The following is a 14,326-nucleotide window of genomic DNA, read 5'->3' as shown; positions in this document are numbered from 1 at the left end:
AGAAAGTAGGAGAGAACCATGGCACTCAGTGAGAACCTGCACATGGAGCGTTACTACGTTGATGGCTACCAGCCGTCCAGCTTTGATGCGCCGCACTCTTCGCTGCAGCGCTCCCTCACTTGGATCGGCATGGGCTTTTGGCTGCTGCTGATGCCGGGTCTGGGTACCATCGTGTTCGGTCTGGCTACCAACATGTCCGGCACTCAGGAAAACGGCATGACGTACCTGATTATCGGCGTTGTAATGGCCGTTGTTGCAGTTGTAGCTGGCTCTGCGTGCATCCACGCAGGTCGCAAGAACTACCGCGACTACAAGAGCCGTTCCGGCCGCATCATCTAGCTAGCGGTTAGTCATAGCTTCAGCTGAGGCTAGGGCTAACGGCAGGGCTTGAGCTTGAGTCAGAGCTTGGGCTTGAGCCGAAGCTGAAGCCAGAGCTAAAGCACCTCCAATTGCGCAGACCGCGCCACCACTTCCGGTGGCGCGGTTTGCTTTGTCTGCACGTGGTTTGCCTGCATAGTGCTTTGTCTGCACAGTAAAGCGCCGAAGATTCCTCTTGGAGAGTGGGGATGGGGGCAAAATGTCGGAAAAGTTGCATTTCTTTCTACTCGACTGTTTGCGGCTAGGGTTGAAAACCTCCTGACCAGCGCTTTTATGTTAGTGCAAATAATCCCCAATAACGTTTTGCAACTTTTCCGACATTTAGCTTGTTGGATAGCTGTTGGACAGCTTGTTGGACTTAGTTGAACGCTCGCTCACCCTAATCGAACCCCGCAAGCGCCTGATCGAAACTCTCTTGACGCCTCACCGGTGCCATAATTGAACAATGACTGCTTCTGAGAACTCCGCCGCGCGAGGCCGCTCTGCACACCAGCAGACCGGGCGACCCCAGCAGCACCACCAGTCGGCACCGCTGTCCCAGGCCCCGGCACCGCTGTCCCAGGTCCCGGGGCCCGACCCGGCCACCGAGGCCACCCGCCGGGCGGAACTGCGCAAACACAAGGCCATAGCCACCGGCCTGCTGGTCATCGCGACTCTCATCTACGTGGCCATGCGCTGGCTCGAGTACCAGGGCAACCCCGGCGCCTGGATCGGCTACGTCCGCGCGGCCAGCGAAGCCGGCATGGTCGGTGCCCTCGCCGACTGGTTCGCCGTCACTGCCCTGTTTCGCCACCCGTTGCACATCCCCATCCCGCACACGGCCATCATCAAGCGGAAGAAAGACCAGGTCGGCCACGCGCTCAGCGAGTTCGTGGGGGAGAACTTCCTCAATGCCGCCCTCATCAGCGATAAGCTCCGCAAGGCGCGAATCCCGGAGCGCGCCAGCGATTGGGTCGTCAACGACGGCGGCGCCAACCGAGTCTCGCAGGAGGTCGGCAAGATCATCGACCTCACAGTCAACGGCATCAACCCCCAGGAAGCAGAGCAAGTCCTCCGCGCCCTGGTCATCGACAAGCTCAGCGAACCCACCTGGGGCCCGCCGCTGGGCCGCGGCCTGGAGCAACTTATCGAGGAAGGCCGCACTGAACCCGCAGTCGACGCAATCGTCGTCTGGATGGACGACAAGGCCCGTACTTCCGAAGACTTCGTCGTCCGACTCATCGACGAGCGCACCCCGTCTTGGGCGCCCCGCTTCGTCCGCGAGCTCGTGGGCTCCCGCGTGTACCGCGAGCTGGTGGAATTCACAGGCGACGTTCGCCGCGACCCCAACCACGATGCCCGCCGCCAGCTGCGCTCGTTCATCTACCAGCTTTCGCAGGACCTCCAGCACGATGAAAAGATGATCGCCCGGGTGGAGGGCTTCAAGAATGACGTGATGACCTCCGGGCCTGTCACCGCGATGCCCGGCCGCTTGTGGGAGTCCACCCGCGCAACACTCACCTCCTGGTCCCGTGACCCAGATTCCCTGCTGCGCCGACAGATTGCGCAATGGGTGGAGGCGTATGGGCGTCGTATCCAAGAAGAGCCAGAGCTGCGCGAAGAGCTTGAACGGCGCATCGTCGGGGCGGCCAGCTACCTTGCCGATAACTATGCGGGCGAGGTCACCGGCATCATCGGCGAGACAGTCGAGCGGTGGGACGCGCAGGAGGCTTCCGACAAGATCGAGCTGATGGTGGGCAAGGACCTGCAGTTCATCCGCGTGAATGGCACGATTGTGGGCGCGTTGGCTGGCCTGGCGATTTACTCCCTGACTGAGCTGATCTTTGCGTTAGGCTGAGTGGCATGTACATGGTCTTTACGACGTTGGCTAACGTATATATGGGTATCAATTTGGCGCTGGCGGTTGCTATTTTCGTGCTGGCGGCAGTCGGTCTGGCGCAGCTGGCTAGTACGCGCGACGACGCTTTTATGGTGATCGATCGTGAAAAGCAGAATTGGTTGATGCTGATGGGCGGTGCGGTGGCGCTGTCCATCCTGAGTTTCTTCATCGCCATCGAGCTGCTGTGGATCATCGCGGCGGTCATCGTCGGTATTTACTGGCAGGACGTGCGCCCCGCGATCCGCGACGTGCTGGATAACTCGGGTGGTTCCTGGTGACTTCCTTCGACCGTTCTAAGGTCTCCCGCGAGGCCGTTGCCGCCATCCTGGATGCCACACTGCTGAAGCCCGAAGCGTCGCGCGATGACGTGGCGGCTCTGGTTCGCGAGGCCACCCAGTTGGGGTGCGGCGCGGTGTGCGTGTCGCCCTCGATGCTGCCCCTGGGCTCTTTGCTGCCTTTGGGTTCTTTGGGTACTGACGCCACGCTGCGCATCGCCACCGTCGCCGGGTTCCCTAGCGGCAAGCACGCCTCCTTGGTGAAGGCCACCGAGGCGCGTTATGCCGCGCAGTTGGGCGCCGAAGAGATCGATGTGGTGATCGACGTGGCGGCGGCCCTGGCGAAGGATCAGAATGCGCTTCTGGCGGAGCTAATTACCGTGCGGGAGGCCGTGCCGCACCCGCTGGTGCTGAAGGTGATTGTGGAGTCCGCACTGCTGGACGAGGAGCAGCTGCGCACTGCCGTGCGCGCGTGCGTGCAGGCGGGTGCAGACTACGTAAAAACCTCCACGGGCTTCCACCCGGCGGGTGGGGCGAGCGTGGAGGCTGTGAGCATCATGGCCGACGAGCTGCGCAAGCTGGGGAAGCTGGCGCCGTTTGGCATGGGGGAGGATGAGCGCATTGCCGCGGGTCTGGTGGGGATCAAGGCCTCGGGTGGCATCCGGGATTGGGATACGGCCCTGGCGATGATTGAGGCGGGAGCTACCCGCCTGGGGGTTTCCGCGGCAGCGAAGGTGCTGGGCGCCTAGAAGAATCTTGGGGGCGCCTAGGGGCGCTGCTAGGCGGCCATGTTGGAGGAACCGACCGGGCCGTCTTCCTTCCAGGGGCGGGTGAGGTCCGCGTCCTCGGTATTGCCCGAACCGCTACCCGAGCCACTGCCGCCGCCGGAGCCACCGGATCCGCTGCCACCGTCAGAGCCGCTGCCGCCGCTGGAGCCGCCGGTGGCGGAGCCCGTGTCCAGCTCGGCGAAGTTAACGTCCGTGCCGTGCATGTTTACTTCCAGCCCCTCGTCGGTGACGTTGATGGATTCGAAGTCCATGCCGCCCTGAACATCAGCGGGGATGGAATCCTCCAACTGCGACTCCATCTCCTGGGTGAAGGACTCCGGAAGATCCATACCCAGCAGGGAGACGTTCTCCATCTCCATCTTCATTTGCCCGTCCTGGATAACTGGCTTGACCTCGAAGGTCGCCAGACCGCCAGTGAGGTCGAAGCTTAGGGTCTGCTTGTCCGGGTTGGGGCGGACGTCAGTAATCTGCAGTAACCCAGCCAGCGGGTTGTCCTCATCCCCACCGCCGTCGCTGGCGCTTTCGGAGGCCTGAGCCAGCAGCATCTCCTTGGTAATGACCGTCCGTAGTCGCAGGTCGCCCACCACTGAGTCATCAGGATTGTCGGTATCCATCTTCATGTCACGAAGCTCCAGGTGAACCGCGGGCTCGCCGGAGATTTTGGGCTTGGACTTATCCTGCCCCTCGTAGGTGATGTCCAACGTGGAGGGAATATCGACGGTCATTTGGGGGATCTTGCCTTGCACAATTCCCAGCAGCACTGGGGAAGCGCCCAGGGAAATATCCGGATCCACGGGTTCAGACACGCCGGATTCCTGCTGTTGCTCCCTAAACGCGCTCTGAATCTGGTCCTTCATGAACCAGCGGAGGCCGAACTCGGCGAGAAGCAGCAGCAAAACAATGACAAGCAAGAATCCGATAAGGACCTTCAGCCAAAGCTTGCTCTTCTTTGGCTGCTGCTGGTACATGTTCTGCGGTGGTTGGCCGTACGCGCCTGCCTGGCCATACGGGCCCTGCTGCCCCGGCTGACCGAACTGCAGCTGCTGGTTCGGCTGGCCCAGCTGCCCCTGCGGAGCGCCGTACCCAGAGCCGTACTGGTTCGGGCTGTTGTTGTCGCTGGTGTTCCAGACAGCCGTCTGATCCTCGTTGCCGCCGGCATTCGAGGACGGGTTCTGTGATGGGTTTTGTGGGTTAGTCACCCGTATCAGTGTTCCTTATCGTCGGAGCTGTGCCAACCCGTATCTTAGCCCCAGCCCACTTTAGAGCCCATAGTTGAGCCAAGACTTGGCAGCGAACAGATAGCTAATACACAGGCTCGCACACCAATGACCATGGCAAGGTGATTGAATTATCCGCCAAGCGGCGGCGCGGGTTGAGCCGCGCCGCGGGAGCGTGGGCGTCACCAAGAGAACCCAAGAATTCCTGCTTCGCCGAGCGCCACCGTACCCGTGGCCCAAAGACGGCCAGGGGTGCGGCGCGTTCCCAGCAGCGGTCGAGCTCCGCGAGGACGTCGTAGATGAGGTGGCCGGGGGTGTTGCGGTGAATCAGGATCTTCGGCAGGCGTTCGGCAAGGTCGGAGGGTTTTTCGATGTCCTGCGGGTCCCACGCGAGCGTCAGTGACTGCGGGCCAGCCTCATCCAGGAGTACCCAGCAGGAGCGGCGGCCGACCTCGTCGCAGGTGCCCTCGATGATCACGCCACCGGGGCGCAGGTTCGCACGCATCGTGTCCCACGCGGCCTGCACCTGATCCACGTCGTATTGGCGCAGCACGTTAAAGGCGCGCACAACGTCCGCCTGCAGCCCCGCCAGCTCGAAGCCGCCGAGGGCGAAGTGCACACCCTCGCGGTCGGGGAGCACGCGGGAAGGCTCGATCTCCAGGCCGGTGACCTCCACCGTGGGAGCAATAGTTCGCAGCCACCGAGCCCACTCGCAGGTGGTGGTGTGGGAGGCTCCGTAGCCGACGTCGACGGCCACGGGGTTGCGGTGTTCGTGCAGCACGGCACCCTGCAGCTGGGCCTGCACCCGCGGCTGCGCCACCAGCCAGCGGTCGGACTTGCGCAGGCGGTTGTAGCCAGTCGTTCCGCGGGTAGGGACGCCAACAGGCCCGTCCGTATTCCACGAACGGGCCTTGAGATTGTGGGCGTGGTCAGCCACGCGGGTTAACCGAGCCTTTCAGGTGAGTGAGTTTGTTTTCGTTAAAGGTCCAGGCGGAGCCTATGCCGGGCTTTAGGCGTTGTCGCTGATCCACTTCTGGATCAGGGCGGCCTCGCGGGTCAGGAACTCCTCCACCCACTCGGCAACCTTCGGCTCCAGGACGGCGCCCATCATCGGGATCTTCACGTCCACGGCGCAGTCGGCCTTCAGCTCGGTGGAGTCACCGGAGCCGGTCAGGGTGACATCCGCGGAGAAGGAAACCGGTGCGCCCTTGACCTCTGCGTTGACCTTACCGGTGGTGGTGCCGTCAGCCAGCGGGCCGAACTCGACGACACGCTTGAGCTTCAGGTCCTGGGAAACCATGCCACGCACGGCCTCCGGCAGAGCGGACTTCGGCAGCAGCTCGAATAGGACGGCCTCGATGGGCTCGGGGGTGAAAGAGTTTACCTCGCCAGGCTCGTCGCCGATGTTCTCGACCTCGTAGGCCCAGTAATTTGCGGAGGAGAGTGCCTCGTAGACCTTTTCAATGGGGAAGTTAATCGTTGCAGTGTTCTCGCTGTGAGTAGTCATGCCAACAGACTACCTTTAGTGATGTGACTGATTCGACTAATAACGCACATTTCACGTCCGAGGAACGCGCACACCACCTTCTGGAGCGCCTCAGCGGCACTGGCGCCGACCCAGTTTCTATCCCCGACACCCGTGTGACCAGCCGTTCCTTCGCCGAAATGACCACCCTGCGCATCGGCGCCGCACCCGCCGGGGTTGTCGAATGCTCTTCGGCGGAGGCTGTTGCCCAGGTCGTTTCTTTTTTGGACGCCCACACGCAGCCACTGCTTGTCGTCGGCGGCGGATCGAACCTCGTGGTGGGCGAAGGGGATGCAGTATCCCAGTTGGTTGTGGTGCTGTTGAGCGCGGGTGACGGTGACGTAGGCGATAGCGAAGACGCTGACGGTGACGCGACGGGCGAGACAGGGGTGACGATCGACCGCGAGACTGGTGTGGTGCGAGCCTTTGCGGGAGTTGAATGGGATCAGCTGGTGGCCGCGACTGTCGAGGCTGGGCTCGGCGGGTTGGAGTGCCTGAGCGGGATCCCCGGCTCCGTGGGTGCCACGCCTGTGCAGAACGTCGGCGCATATGGCGCGGAGGTTGCGCAGGTGCTGCGGCGCGTGCAGTTGTATGACCGTACGAGCGGGGAGCTCGAGTGGGTGGAACCTTCCGCCCTGGACCTGGGGTATCGCTACTCGAATCTGAAGTTCACCTCGCGGGCCGTGGTGACGTCCGTGGAGTTCCAGCTGACCACCGATGGCCTGAGTGTGCCGCTGCGCTTCGGCGAGCTGGCGCGGCGCTTGGGCGTGGATGCGGATGAGGCTGCCGCCGGGGAGATCCGTCGGCCCGCTGCCGATGTGCGCCAGGCCGTGCTGGAACTGCGCGCGGGCAAGGGCATGGTTTTGGATTCGGCTGACCACGATACGTGGTCGGCTGGGTCCTTCTTCACGAACCCGATTGTCACCGGCGAGGAGGCGCGCGACGCGGTAGTGGCCGCTGTGCGGGAGAAGTGCGGCGACGATGGGGTGGAGTCGATGCCCCTGTACCCGGTGAAGGCCAATGGTGGCGCCGCTGCGGGCGCGGCTGCTGGCACGGATGCCGGTACGGGCGTGGGCGAGCCACAGTTCAAGTTCTCTGCAGCGTGGCTGATCGAGCGCGCCGGGTTTGCAAAGGGCTGGCACGTACCGGGGAACGACCGCGCCTCCCTGTCCACCAAGCACACCCTGGCCCTCACCAATCGCGGTTCCGCGACCAGTGCGGATGTGGTGGAACTGGCACGCGCCGTGCGGGCCGGCGTGCAGGAAGCGTTCGGAGTAGTGCTGGAGCCGGAGCCGATCTGGGTCGGCGTGAGCATCGACTAGCTCGAGGTAGTTGAGACCAGCCGACCGGCTGAGGCTAGGCGACCGGCTCGAAATCCACTTTGTCGCGGACGCCGCAGTCCGGGCAGAACCAGTCATCCGGCACCTCGGACCACGGGGTGCCGGGGTTGAAGCCCTCGGCGGGATCGCCTACGGCCTCATCGAATCGATAGTCACAGACAGGGCATTGGAAAACGGACATGGGGGACTCCTTCGCTTGGACTGAAGTGGTTGGGGTTGGGGCTAGGGGCGTCACTTAGAAGCAGCCTTGGCCGCGCGGTTCTTGTCGGTGAACTTGCGCTGCTTCGGACGGGGGATCTCATACGTCGAGGGCTGGCCGGGGCCGCGCCACAAGCCGGCGATCCCGGGGATCAGGAAGAAAAGGCTGATCAACAGAGGCCATGGAACGACGTTGCTCAAAGCGGGAACGCCGAACAAGCCCAAGACCGCGAGCAGTAGGAAGAAAGCACCGACCGCCGTGCCAGCGCCACTGAGCAGGTAGTGAGTGGTTGGGTTGGGTGGGTTGATGGTGCTTCCGGTTGGGGCGGTCGTGCTCATCGCTGCCACCTCGCAGCCAGCTTCTCTTCCTTGCCAGGCAGGACGTTCGCCTTGGAGACGTCGTAGTTGTAGTGCTTCATCAGGCGGCTATCCATGACCTTGAACCACAGCGGCGGAATCGAAGCCATGGCGATCATCGTCGCGTAGCCGGCTGGCAGCTCCGGAGCTTTCACGTCCGAGCGCAGCGACTGGTAGCGGCGCGTCGGATTCGCGTGGTGATCCGAGTGGCGCTGAAGCTGGTAGAGGAAAATATTGGTGGTCAGATTGTCGGAGTTCCAGGAGTGCTCCGGGGTGCAGCGCTCGTAGCGGCCATCCGGCTGCATCTGCCGCAACAGGCCGTAGTGCTCTAGGTAGTTCACGAACTCCAGCAAGGCGATGCCCAGCACGGCCTGGATTAGCATCCACGGCAGAATGTAGATGCCGAAGGCGATGAACAGCCCGCCCCAGACCAGCACGGTGACCAGCCAAGCGTTCAGCACCTCATTGCTGAGGTGGAATTGGGACTTGCCCTTGCGCGCCAGACGCTTCTTCTCGATGTTCCAGGCGCGTGGGATCTGGTGAGGGATGGATCGGACCAGGTAGGTGTAGACGTTCTCGCCCATGCGGGAGCTCACCGGATCCTCCGGGGTGGCGACCTTAACGTGGTGACCCTTGTTGTGCTCGATGTAGAAGTGCCCGTAGGCGGGGACAGCCAGGGTGATCTTGCCCATCCAACGCTCGAAGCTGCCCTTCTTGTGGCCTAGTTCGTGGGCAGCGACGATACCGATGCCGGAGCTCATGCCCATAGACCAGGCAAGGCCCAGGCGGTCGATCATCAACAGGTCCGAGCTGGTCCATAGGTAGCAGCAGGCAATGAGGCTGGCCAGCATGATGGGGAAGTAGAGGTACGTCACCACTCGGTAGTACTTGGTTTCTTCCAGCCAGGGGACGAACTCTTCCGGCACGTTCTCGCCATCGCGGCCGAGGATCACGTCCGCCAGTGGGATCAGGATAAACACGGCAATGGGGCCGGCCCACCAGGTGACATGGATCAGCAGGTCGGGGCCGTTGATGGCTTTGAGCCAGGAGGCAACGCCCCACACGATCAGTGGAATGGCCGCCGGAACGAGGCTGAAAGTCCAGGCGTACTTCTTGGAGTCTTTCCAACCGGGTGGGCGCTTGGCTGGAGCCGTACCGGGAGAGGTGCTAGCGCCGTTGGCTGTGTGCGCTGGGTTTTGCGTGGTTGTCATCGTCGACTCACCTGCATTCCTGTGCATATCGATGGTGTGGGGTTGGTATTCAGTTGGTATCTAGTTGGCGTGCGAGTCGTGCACGTATGGCCCACGAATGGTGCGTGGATGGGCCCGGATGGCGCCCGGATGGCGGAGCGCTCTGCCTCGCACATGTGACACAGAATACCATATGGTTTTCACAACAATATGAAATTAGGGCTTTGGAGGTAGTTGGAGGAGGGGTTCCGGGAGGGGTGGAATGTGGAAATGTCGTTAGAACGGGAATCTGTAAATGGAAACGCAAGGTTCCAAAACAGCGCAACGCTCTAACCTGCGACTTTATGCAGGTGAAAATAGTTTCCTTTAACGCATTCCCGTTCTAGCGACATTCGGCGCTTAGGGAGCCAAGAAAGCAGAAACCCGAGCCCGGCGTATTCGCCGAACTCGGGAAGAGCTAGAAGAGGGGAAGCGTCCGCCTACAGCATCGTCATGATCAGGTCCTTAACCTCACGGCGGCGGATCTTGCCGATCAGATCAGCCGGCATCTCGTCGACGACGAAGAAGCGGCGGGGAACCTTGTAGCGGGTCAGACCTTCGCGAGCCCACTCCCGGATGGCTTCCTTGTCGAAGTCAGCCTCGCTCACGCCGTCCGCCAGAACAACTGCGGCGACAACCTCTTCAGAGCCGTCGTCCTGCGGCAGGCCGACCACGCCGGCCTTCTGGATCTGCTCGTGCTCCTCCAGGAACTCCTCGACCTCGGCGGGGTAAACGTTAAACCCGCCGGTGATGATCATTTCCTTAATGCGGGAGACGATCTTGATGAAGCCGTCCGGCTCCATCACAGCCATGTCACCAGTGCAGAACCAGTCTTCGTAGAACGGCTGATCCTCGTCCGGGATGTTGATGTAGCCGTGGAACACCTGGCGGCCGCGGGCCAGCAGCTCGCCCGGTTCGCCGTCCGGCATGGTCTTGCTGAAGTCGTCCGGGTCGGCCACGCGAAGTTCGGTATCCGGGAACGGGATGCCGATGTAGCCCGCGCGGCGCTCCGGGGTGACGGGGTTGGCCGTGAGGATCGGGCCGGACTCGGTTAGGCCGTAGCCCTCCACGATCTTGCCGCCGGTCTTCTTCTCCCACTCCAGGGTGGTGTGTACCGGCAGCGGTGCTGCGCCGGATAGGGCGTTGGCAATTCCGCGCAGGTCAAGGTTGTGCTCATCCGCGGCAGCCAGAATCTTGTCGTACAGGGTCGGCACGCCCGGCATGTAGGTGGGGGTCTCGCGCTTCAGCTGATCCACAATCAGCGGAATCTCCGGCTTCGGCAGTAGCAGCAGCTTGCCGCCGGTGGATACGGCTAGTGCGGCGGTCAGTGTCAGGCCGTAGATGTGGAACAAGGGGAGGGCAGCGAGGAACTTCTCCTGGCCACGCTCGCCGATGCCACTGATCCAGGACTGGCCCTGGGCAACGTTGGACATGACGTTGCCGTGCGTTAGCTGCGCGCTCTTCGGCTTGCCGGTGGTGCCGGAGGTGAACAGGATGAACGCAGGGGAGTCCTGGTTCGTCTCCGGGCAGTTTTCGATGTCGGATCCATCGCCGCCGAACTTGGCACTCAGCAGCTGAGAAAACGGGATGGTGCCCGGCGCCTCGCCGTGTAGCTGGTCGCGCTTCTCCTTGATGGACTTGATCGGCAGCTTCAGAGCCAGGCGCTTCACCAGCGGCATCGCGTCGATCATGTTCACGCTCACGATCTTCTCCAGCGGCGTGGTGCGCGAAAGCTCCTGGAACATGGGGGCGATCTTGTCCCAGACCACCGCCACCTTCGCGCCGTGGTCCTTGCAGGGGCCTTGCAGCTCGCGGGCGGTGTACAGCGGGTTGTGCTCGGCTACCACGCCGCCCAGCTTGTGGACTGCGAAAATCGTGATCAGGTGCTGCGGGCAGTTCGGTAGGGTTACGGCCACGCGGTCGCCCGGGCGCACGCCTAGCTCGCGCAAGCCGGCGGCCACGCTCTTGACCTGCTTGAGGAAATCTCCGTAGGTCATCGTCTGGCCAAAGAAGTCCAGGATGTCGGCGCTCGAGTGTTCGGCGACAGTACGGTCGAGAAGCTTAGCCATGGTGTCGTCTTGGTACTCCAGGCTGTGCGGAGTCCACTCCGCGTAGTACTTCAGGTAAGGCTTGTCCTTCCAGGCCGTTCCCTCTGGGCGCTCGGTGTCAGTCATGTAGATCCCTTAGGTCTAAAGAAACAGTCTTCAAAACGTGATGCACGTTACTTTGGCACCCTATCTAACTTTCTCGTTTTCTTTGGTGGAATTAAGCAATTTTTTGTGGACGCTACCTACCCCCAGTCCCGCTCTAACCTGGCTAAGCTTGGGCGGTATGCGCGTCGCTATGATCTCCATGCACACCTCACCCCTCGAGCAACCCGGCACGGGGGATGCCGGCGGGATGAACGTGTACGTGAAAAACATTGCTGAGCAGCTGGAACGTAGGGGCGTCACCGTCGATGTATTTACTCGAGCGACCCGGCCTCTGCAGGGCGAGGTAGTCAACGTTCGCCCGGGGTTAAGGGTGATCAACTGCGTGGCTGGGCCGTACGAGGGGCTGTCGAAGGAGGAGCTGCCCACGCAGCTGGCGGCGTTTACGGGATCGATCCTGGCTTTTTGCCGCGAGGAGGGGGTGAGCTACGACCTGATTCACTCGCACTATTGGCTCTCCGGGCAGGTTGGGTGGCTGTTGCGCGACCTCTGGCAGGTTCCCTGGGTGCACACGGCGCACACTCTGGCGGCGGTGAAGAACAACTCCCTGGCCGACGGCGATTCGCGCGAGCCGGAATCGCGCCGCATCTGCGAGCAGCAGATCGTGGACAATGCGGATCTGCTGATCGTAAACACGGACCAGGAGGTGCAGGATCTTATTGAGGGTTATGACGCCACCACGTGCGCGATCAAGGTCGTCCCACCGGGGGCAGACGTGGATCGCTTCACGCCTGGATCGGATCGTGCAACCGAGCGCTCCCGCCGCGAACTGGGCATTCCCTTCCGTACGAAGGTCATTGGTTTCGTCGGCCGGTTACAGCGGTTGAAGGGGCCGCAGGTGCTGCTGCGAGCAGTGGCGGAGTTGCTGAACAGGCACCCTCAACAGCAGCTGGCTGTGGTGATCTGCGGTGGATCTTCCGGGGCTGGCGGCAACGAGCTGGAGCGACTACAGCTGCTGGCTGAGGAGCTGGGGATTAGCCGCTGCGTGCGCTTTTTGGCTCCGCGCCCGCCCGAGGAGCTGGTGGGCGTGTACCGGGCGGCGGACATCGTGGCCGTGCCCAGCTACAACGAGTCCTTCGGGCTGGTGGCGCTGGAGGCGCAGGCGTGTGGCACGCCCGTCGTGGCTACGCGCACGGGTGGCCTGCCGATCGCGGTGGAAGATGAGAAATCTGGCCTGCTGGTGGACGGCCACGATGCGGGTGACTGGGCCGACGCGCTGGGCAAGCTGGTGTTAGACGACGATCTGCGCATCGCGATGGGGGAATATGCCCCCAGCCACGCCGCTAAGTTCTCCTGGCAGGCATCTGCGGAAGCACTGTACAAGCTGTACGAAGAACTGCCGCCTGCCGGCCACCGCGGAGAGCGCCAACCCGCCGGGTAGAACCGGGGAAAATCCAAGGTGACTGCGCCGGGGCGGGCGGAAATGTAGTTTGGGACTTATGGATCGCACACGGATTTGTGAACTTCTGGACGAAGCGGAAGTCGAGTACACCCTCCCCGAGGGGCCGGCCGGAGACGGCGACACCGTCGTAGTCGTCTTGCCGGGGGAGAAGCGGCTGAAAACGAACTGCCTTTTTATTCCGCAGGACGGAATGTTCCGCGTGGAGGCCTTTGTTTGCCGCGCGGTGGAGGAAGGCCAGGAAGAGGTCTACAAGCTCCTGTTGCACGCCAACCGCCGCAGCTTCGGAGTGCACTACACGCTGGATCGGAATAACGACATCTACCTGGTCGGCCAGTTCTCGGACAACACCAGCAGTGAGGACATCCAGCGGATCTTGGGGCAGGTGCTGGAGCGGGCGGATGCGGACTTTAACCGCATCCTGGAACGCGGCTTCGCTTCCTCCATCCGCCACGAGTGGGCATGGCGCCTGTCCCGTGGCGAGCCGACTATGAACCTCGCGGCCTTCGCACACCTCAAGCCCTCCGAGCAGGAGGTTCAGTTGCTGGCGCCGCCACCGGGCTCCAAGTTGGCGTCCGAAGCGAAGAGCCCGAGCACCCCCGACCTAGACGGCACCAGCGACGGTACGGAGCACGGTGGTGCTGACGGCAGTGAGCAAAGCGAAGCGGAAGAAACAAAAGCAGACTCGGAAGAATAAACAGAATAGGCGGCGCAGCCTAAACCAGGGGCACGCGGACGCACATCATGGCAGAATTGGGAGTATGAGCGAGCAAAATAACTCCCACGGAAATCTGATCCTGCTGCGTCACGGCCAGAGTGAATGGAACGCCTCCAACCAGTTCACCGGCTGGGTAGACGTGCGACTGACCGACAAGGGGCGCGAGGAGGCAGTTCGCGGCGGCGAGATGATCAAGGAAGCCGGTCTGGAGCCGACCATCCTGTACACCTCCCTGCTGCGCCGCGCCATCACCACCGCCAACATCGCCCTCGATGCGGCGGACCGCCACTGGATCCCCGTCGTGCGCGACTGGCGCCTGAACGAGCGCCACTACGGCGCACTGCAGGGTCTGAACAAGGCAGAGACCAAGGACAAGTACGGCGAAGAGCAGTTCATGGCATGGCGCCGTTCCTATGACACCCCGCCGCCGGCCATCGACGCTGATAACGAGTACGCGCAGACCAACGACCCGCGTTACGCCGATCTTCCTGAGGTCCCGGCCACCGAGTGCCTGCTGGATGTCGTCAAGCGCTTCATCCCGTACTACGAGGAAGAGATCGAGCCGCGCGTGAAGAACGGCGAGACCGTCCTGGTTGCCGCGCACGGCAACTCCCTGCGTGCGTTGGTTAAGCACCTGGATAAGATCTCCGACGAGGACATCGCGGGTCTGAACATCCCGACCGGCATCCCGCTGGTCTACCGCATCGACGCGGAGGGCAAGGTTCTGAACCCGGGTGGCGACTACCTGGATCCGGAGGCAGCTGCCGCTGGCGCCGCAGCCGTCGCCGCACAGGGCCAGGCTAAGTAAGAGCC

Annotated in this window: 15 protein-coding genes; 8 read left to right on the top strand and 7 right to left on the bottom strand. The window is 62.6% G+C overall.

The features are described 5' to 3' along the window. Positions 1-18: 18 nt before the first annotated feature. From MHX52_RS03155 to deoC, 4 genes are all read left to right on the top strand, one after another. A complete protein-coding gene (locus tag MHX52_RS03155) occupies positions 19-339 on the top strand; it encodes a hypothetical protein (RefSeq protein ID WP_035002940.1) in 321 nt (106 codons plus the stop codon). A gap of 484 nt (positions 340-823) precedes the next feature. Further along, positions 824-2,215, top strand: coding sequence for a DUF445 domain-containing protein (locus MHX52_RS03150; protein ID WP_239316521.1), 1,392 nt, complete (start codon positions 824-826; stop codon positions 2,213-2,215). A gap of 5 nt (positions 2,216-2,220) precedes the next feature. Then, positions 2,221-2,535 carry a DUF2516 family protein gene (locus MHX52_RS03145; protein WP_035002941.1) on the top strand — a complete coding sequence of 105 codons (315 nt, stop codon included), beginning with the start codon at positions 2,221-2,223 and terminating at the stop codon, positions 2,533-2,535. Next, positions 2,532-3,281, top strand: coding sequence for a deoxyribose-phosphate aldolase (gene deoC, locus MHX52_RS03140; RefSeq protein ID WP_049048862.1), 750 nt, complete (start codon positions 2,532-2,534; stop codon positions 3,279-3,281). The genes MHX52_RS03145 and deoC overlap by 4 nt, the downstream gene beginning before the upstream one ends. Before the next feature lie 29 nt (positions 3,282-3,310). On the opposite strand, the gene MHX52_RS03135 is transcribed toward deoC, so the two are convergent. From MHX52_RS03135 to MHX52_RS03125, 3 genes are all read right to left on the bottom strand, one after another. After that, positions 3,311-4,519, bottom strand: coding sequence for a DUF2993 domain-containing protein (locus MHX52_RS03135; RefSeq protein ID WP_239316519.1), 1,209 nt, complete (start codon positions 4,517-4,519; stop codon positions 3,311-3,313). A gap of 103 nt (positions 4,520-4,622) precedes the next feature. After that, entirely contained in the window at positions 4,623-5,474 is an 852-nt protein-coding gene (locus MHX52_RS03130; protein ID WP_239316517.1) for a class I SAM-dependent methyltransferase, read from the bottom strand. 72 nt (positions 5,475-5,546) lie between these two features. Beyond that, the gene (locus MHX52_RS03125) at positions 5,547-6,044 is read right to left on the bottom strand and encodes a DUF2505 domain-containing protein (protein ID WP_034985223.1); all 498 of its coding nucleotides are present in this window, start codon (positions 6,042-6,044) and stop codon (positions 5,547-5,549) included. 23 nt (positions 6,045-6,067) lie between these two features. Between MHX52_RS03125 and MHX52_RS03120 the strand changes: the two genes are divergently transcribed. Further along, positions 6,068-7,384, top strand: a complete 1,317-nt coding sequence (locus tag MHX52_RS03120; RefSeq protein ID WP_070488024.1) for a UDP-N-acetylmuramate dehydrogenase — start codon at positions 6,068-6,070, stop codon at positions 7,382-7,384. 34 nt (positions 7,385-7,418) lie between these two features. Here MHX52_RS03120 and MHX52_RS03115 read toward each other — a convergent pair whose 3' ends face one another. The 4 genes from MHX52_RS03115 to MHX52_RS03100 all read right to left on the bottom strand — a co-directional run bounded on the left by MHX52_RS03115 (position 7,419) and on the right by MHX52_RS03100 (position 11,360). Continuing rightward, complete coding sequence (locus MHX52_RS03115) at positions 7,419-7,583, bottom strand: rubredoxin (RefSeq protein ID WP_034985227.1); 165 nt, start codon at positions 7,581-7,583, stop codon at positions 7,419-7,421. A 50-nt stretch (positions 7,584-7,633) separates the two neighbouring features. Then, a complete protein-coding gene (locus tag MHX52_RS03110; RefSeq protein WP_005292164.1) occupies positions 7,634-7,939 on the bottom strand; it encodes a hypothetical protein in 306 nt (101 codons plus the stop codon). Then, on the bottom strand, positions 7,936-9,168 hold the full coding sequence (locus MHX52_RS03105; protein WP_011274219.1) for an alkane 1-monooxygenase: 1,233 nt from the start codon (positions 9,166-9,168) through the stop codon (positions 7,936-7,938). Before MHX52_RS03105 ends, MHX52_RS03110 begins: the two co-directional genes overlap by 4 nt. 458 nt (positions 9,169-9,626) lie before the next feature. Next, the gene (locus MHX52_RS03100; protein ID WP_239316515.1) at positions 9,627-11,360 is read right to left on the bottom strand and encodes a long-chain-fatty-acid--CoA ligase; all 1,734 of its coding nucleotides are present in this window, start codon (positions 11,358-11,360) and stop codon (positions 9,627-9,629) included. A 157-nt stretch (positions 11,361-11,517) separates the two neighbouring features. Between MHX52_RS03100 and mshA the strand changes: the two genes are divergently transcribed. From mshA to MHX52_RS03085, 3 genes are all read left to right on the top strand, one after another. Then, entirely contained in the window at positions 11,518-12,777 is a 1,260-nt protein-coding gene (gene mshA / locus MHX52_RS03095; protein ID WP_239316513.1) for a D-inositol-3-phosphate glycosyltransferase, read from the top strand. Between the two features lie 58 nt (positions 12,778-12,835). Continuing rightward, positions 12,836-13,492 carry a YbjN domain-containing protein gene (locus MHX52_RS03090; RefSeq protein WP_239316511.1) on the top strand — a complete coding sequence of 219 codons (657 nt, stop codon included), beginning with the start codon at positions 12,836-12,838 and terminating at the stop codon, positions 13,490-13,492. Between the two features lie 64 nt (positions 13,493-13,556). After that, complete coding sequence (locus MHX52_RS03085; RefSeq protein WP_239316509.1) at positions 13,557-14,321, top strand: phosphoglyceromutase; 765 nt, start codon at positions 13,557-13,559, stop codon at positions 14,319-14,321. The last annotated feature ends 5 nt before the right edge of the window (positions 14,322-14,326 follow it).

This window comes from Corynebacterium sp. ACRQJ, from assembly GCF_022346045.1.
Classification (GTDB): Bacteria; Actinomycetota; Actinomycetes; order Mycobacteriales; family Mycobacteriaceae; genus Corynebacterium; species Corynebacterium evansiae.
This window is presented reverse-complemented; position numbering and strand designations above follow the sequence as displayed.

Bases quoted from the DNA above. Each gene is read 5' to 3' on its own strand.
- MHX52_RS03155 (WP_035002940.1), top strand. From the start codon at position 19: ATGGCACTCAGTGAGAACCTGCACATGGAGCGTTACTACGTTGATGGC.
- MHX52_RS03150 (WP_239316521.1), top strand. From the start codon at position 824: ATGACTGCTTCTGAGAACTCCGCCGCGCGAGGCCGCTCTGCACACCAG.
- MHX52_RS03145 (WP_035002941.1), top strand. From the start codon at position 2,221: ATGTACATGGTCTTTACGACGTTGGCTAACGTATATATGGGTATCAAT.
- MHX52_RS03125 (WP_034985223.1), bottom strand. From the start codon at position 6,044: ATGACTACTCACAGCGAGAACACTGCAACGATTAACTTCCCCATTGAA.
- MHX52_RS03115 (WP_034985227.1), bottom strand. From the start codon at position 7,583: ATGTCCGTTTTCCAATGCCCTGTCTGTGACTATCGATTCGATGAGGCC.
- MHX52_RS03110 (WP_005292164.1), bottom strand. From the start codon at position 7,939: ATGAGCACGACCGCCCCAACCGGAAGCACCATCAACCCACCCAACCCA.
- MHX52_RS03105 (WP_011274219.1), bottom strand. From the start codon at position 9,168: ATGACAACCACGCAAAACCCAGCGCACACAGCCAACGGCGCTAGCACC.
- MHX52_RS03100 (WP_239316515.1), bottom strand. From the start codon at position 11,360: ATGACTGACACCGAGCGCCCAGAGGGAACGGCCTGGAAGGACAAGCCT.
- mshA (WP_239316513.1), top strand. From the start codon at position 11,518: ATGCGCGTCGCTATGATCTCCATGCACACCTCACCCCTCGAGCAACCC.
- MHX52_RS03090 (WP_239316511.1), top strand. From the start codon at position 12,836: ATGGATCGCACACGGATTTGTGAACTTCTGGACGAAGCGGAAGTCGAG.
- MHX52_RS03085 (WP_239316509.1), top strand. From the start codon at position 13,557: ATGAGCGAGCAAAATAACTCCCACGGAAATCTGATCCTGCTGCGTCAC.